This window comes from Massilia sp. UYP34, assembly GCF_056279385.1.
Genome location: NZ_JBWBRF010000045.1, coordinates 1 through 3,902 on the forward strand (window position 1 = coordinate 1; position 3,902 = coordinate 3,902).

3 protein-coding genes are annotated in these 3,902 nt (G+C 60.4%); 1 reads left to right on the plus strand and 2 read right to left on the minus strand.

The features are described from left to right. Nucleotides 1-240 (plus strand): hypothetical protein (locus ACZ9AQ_RS24040; RefSeq protein WP_429207315.1); only part of this gene is annotated, 240 nt, incomplete at its 5' end. On the opposite strand, the gene ACZ9AQ_RS24045 is transcribed toward ACZ9AQ_RS24040, so the two are convergent. Together ACZ9AQ_RS24045 and ACZ9AQ_RS24050 are read right to left on the minus strand one after the other, a co-directional pair. Beyond that, a complete protein-coding gene (locus ACZ9AQ_RS24045; RefSeq protein WP_429207317.1) occupies nt 211-486 on the minus strand; it encodes a hypothetical protein in 276 nt (91 codons plus the stop codon). The genes ACZ9AQ_RS24040 and ACZ9AQ_RS24045 overlap by 30 nt on opposite strands. After that, on the minus strand, nt 483-3,902 hold a 3,420-nt coding region (locus ACZ9AQ_RS24050), incomplete at its 5' end, for an RHS repeat-associated core domain-containing protein (RefSeq protein ID WP_429207319.1). The genes ACZ9AQ_RS24045 and ACZ9AQ_RS24050, both read right to left, overlap by 4 nt.

The window sequence follows — 3,902 nt, forward strand, 5'->3', positions numbered from 1 at the left end:
TTCATCATGACGGCACTCGCTGGCTTGGTTCGATGTCAGGATTTTACCCAGCCGCAGGCGTCTCGGCCGAGGTTTTTAGAGGTGGCCTTAAGCAACCTAAAGCAATTAACTGCTCGACTGATTTTCTGTCTTGTATTGGATGCCCCTTCCCAACTTCATCAAACCATGGTTGAACCTTGGCTCCTACTGCTCATGTTGCCCTTGGAACTATCAAATGGATTGCATATGCTTCTTGGTTGACTTGCCAAGTTTTTCAAGTCTTCCCCACCAATCTTTTTGCGATAAATGAGGCAAGTAAAAATCTCCAAACCACCTCACATGGCAACGCATTTCTATCTGCTTTAAGGCATCTCTGCGAATTCCTGCCAAAAGAGTTTGGTCTAACGCCAAATTTGCTAGGTGCCGCAACTCATCAGCATCTTTAAAAAATCCTCCTTGATCTAAATCGGCGACAATGCTGGTAATTAATTCTGAAAAGGTCGTCATCGTTTGATTGCTCCTGTGTATTTACCTCCTGCGGTTATGACTTGCCACCCTCCTCCAGTTTTGTCAGGTCCCCACTGTAGCTGAGGAGCAACTTTTCCTTCAAGCAACATTTGGTTCCGAGTTAGCGCAACAGGGCTTTCAAATTCTGCCGTATTGCTTGGTGGAAGCGCAAGCTTTTGGCGTCTTTCCGCAGGCGTTGCTCCAGCCGAGCATCGTGTGACAAATACTCCTGACGCTGCACCTATGTCGGATTCAGTAATTGTAAATTTCTCACCGGCTTGTCCGTGAGAAGCATATATTTGACCATAGAAGCTGCTTACTACCTCATGCCGCTGCTGTTTTGAAAGTCCACGTGCCTTCAAAAGTTTTCTTGCAGAGTTATTTTTGACTGGAATTCCTGCGCATTTGGTAAGGCCCAAGGGGTCCATCCACCCTGTTGGATTGGGTGCGTACCGATAGACATTCTCACCGCCATTCATTCCAACCGGGTCTTGGGTGAGATACCTTGCCGTATCCGGATCGTAATACCGATGCCGGTTGTAATGCAGACCGGTCTCATCATCAAAGTACTGCCCCTGAAACCGTATCGGATTCCGTATCCCAGCCTTGCGCGCCGCCTCGCTGATCGCCTCCTTCGCTTGCCCCCACGCCTTGTACTGCGCCGACCACGCAACCTTGCCCTCGTAATCCGTCAACTCTTGCGGCGTCCCCAGATGATCGCATTGATAGAAGGCGATCTCTTCCTTACCGAACGGCTCAGCTCCCTGCTCAACCTCGCCGTTCCACAGCGGATCGAGCGCCATGTCGTACTTGCCGCCGTTGCCCGCCATCAGCGCTTTCACATCCGTGGTAGGCGCCAGGCGAAGCGCACGGCTCCGGGTGGCCTGTACCAGCGGCACGAAGCTGTCGCGCTCGTACACATAATGCACCGTCCGTTCGCCCGCCGCGTCGCCTCGGCGCACGCTGCTTTCCAACGCCAGCGTGTCGCCATCCCAGCCGTACATGGTGCGGGCCGTCTCGCGAAAGGCGGCGCCATCCATCGTCCCGCTGCGCTTGGCGATGCGCCTTCCCAGCGCATCATAGGCAAAGGTGGTGACGCCATGCCAGGTGGTGGCGCGGGTCATCCGGTTGTACGCATCCCATGCATATTCGGACCGAATGCCGTCCTGGGTGCGTTCCACGAGGTTGCCGCGTTCGTCGTAGCGGTAGCGCACGCCGGCATATTCCCTGAGCAGGTTGTCCAGCAGTTTCGGTAGTGGGACACGGCGGCTGATGGGCTCCGGCTGCGCGGTGTCGGCCGCCTGGATGTTGCCCGCCGGGTCGAAGGCGAAGGTTTCATGGCCTAATGCGCTGTTCGCCACCAGCAGCCGGCCGACCGGGTCGTAGCGGTATTCGACGCGGCCGCGCCGGTTGTCTTCGAAGCTGGTCAGCTGGCCGGACGGATCGTAGCGGTAGCGCCGCAGGATGGCGGCTTGCATGCCCACCTGGACGTCGGGACGGTACGTGTCAAGATAACCATGCCGGTCCTTCCGGCCGACCTGCGCGATGACGCCGAGCTGCTGTTCGATCAGGCGCCCAAGCGGGTCGTACTGCATCGTTTGCCGCAGGCCATTGGCCTGGGTACGGCCGGTCTCCCGGTACAGCGCGTCGCGCTCGAAGGAGACGAGGTCCTGCCCGTCCAGCAGCAGGCCATGCACGTGGCCGGCGCCGTAGGTCAGCCACTCGATACGGTGGCCATCGGGGCGGACCGTGCCGGTGCGCTGGTTGAGTTCGTCATAGTGGTGGCGCCATACCGCGGTGCGCTTCTCTGGATGGAACGGGCCCTGGTAGTGCTGGTGTTCGCGCACCAGGTTGCCGGCATCGTCGTAGAACCATTGCAACCTGGCGTGTTCGTTGTTCGCTTCGGCCAACTGGCCGTTGGCATTGTAGGCGTAGGTCTCGATTTGTTCCGTTTGGCCGGGGACGGCGGCGCGGCGTTGCACGAGCCGGCCCATGGGGTCGAAGTCGAGCCGCGTGGTTACCCCGGCGTCGACGGTTTCCGCCAGCACGCCGCTGGCTTCGTCATAGCGGGATAGGGTAGCCTTGCCATCGAAGCCCTGTTCCTGCAGCAGGCGCCCGACGGGATCGTATTGAAAGCGGTAGACGCTGTCGTTTTCGTTTTCCAGTGCGGTCAAGCGGCCCAGCGCATCCCACTGGTAGCGCAGACTGTGTCCCAGCGCATCGGTCCGGCTGGCGATCAGTCCGCCCGCAGTGTAGCGGTAGGCGGTGACGCGTTGCAGTGCGTCGATGTGCGCAAGCAGCCGGCCTTCGGCGTCGTGGCGCAGTTGCTCCTGGCTGCCGTCGGGGTGGATGACGGCTTCGAGCTGGCCGGGGTGGTTGCCGCGATCGGCGCCTTCGCCATGCGCCTGTGCCAGCGTTTCGCTATTTACCGGCGTGTAGCGGTAGCGGGTCACATTGCCGGCGGCATCGATCCGCTTGACCAGGCGTTTGCGGTCGTCGTATTCCCACTGGCTGCTGTGCCCGGAACAGTCAAGGTAGCCGGCGAGCTGGCCGTTCGGCGTGTAAACGAGTTTCGTGACGCCGCCTTTGGCATCAAGGACTTCGACGGGCCGTCCGGCCTTGTCGTACGCATATTCGGTCTTGTTGCCGCGCGGGTCGGTTTCTTCGACCAGGTGGCCCTGGGCATTGTAGTCGCGCCGCCACGCGCCGCCTTCGGCATCGCGGATGCCGGTGACGCGGTGCTGGCCGTCATACTCGAAGTGAACCTGGCTGCCGTCGGCGCGGGTGTGGGTGAGCAGGTTGCCGTGGTCGTCGTAACGGTAATGCTCGCTGCTGCCGTCGGTGTGGATGTGGCGGACGACGTTCTTGGCGTCGTCGCGGAACAGCCATTCCTCGCGCCCGTCTGGATACACGATGCGGTAGGTGTAGCCGGCGATGTCGTAGTAGTAGCGGGTCTCGTGGCCGAGCGCATCGATGACATAGGTCAGGCGAATGTTCTTGTCCCACTCGAGCCGGGTGTCGTCGCTGCCGTCATCAAGCCACTCGCGGATCGCCTTGGCATGAAGCCCGCTGTCGAGGCTGGTGTCGTAGGCGAGGTTCATGCCGCGCCCGGTACGGTCGGTATAGCGGGTGACGAGGTGGCGGTCATACTGGTAGTGCCAGGCGGCGCAGTTTTCGTCCTGTGCTCGGATCAGGTCGCCGTGCTTGTCGTGGTCGTAGGCGGCGAGCTGGCGCACCAGTTGGCCGTCCCGGATTTCCCACAGCGCGCGGATACGGCCTGTATCAAGGTCGATCTGGGTGCCGGCATGGGCGACGATGGTCTCGCCCTGCTTGCTGATGATGTCGCTGAGCACCTGTTCGCCGGCATAGGGGCCATTGGCGACGACATGGTCGTAGCGCAGGCCAAGGGCGGCGCC

What these genes read in the sequence shown, in the direction of transcription:
- ACZ9AQ_RS24045 (WP_429207317.1), bottom strand. Translation starts at nt 486, where the DNA reads ATGACGACCTTTTCAGAATTAATTACCAGCATTGTCGCCGATTTAGAT.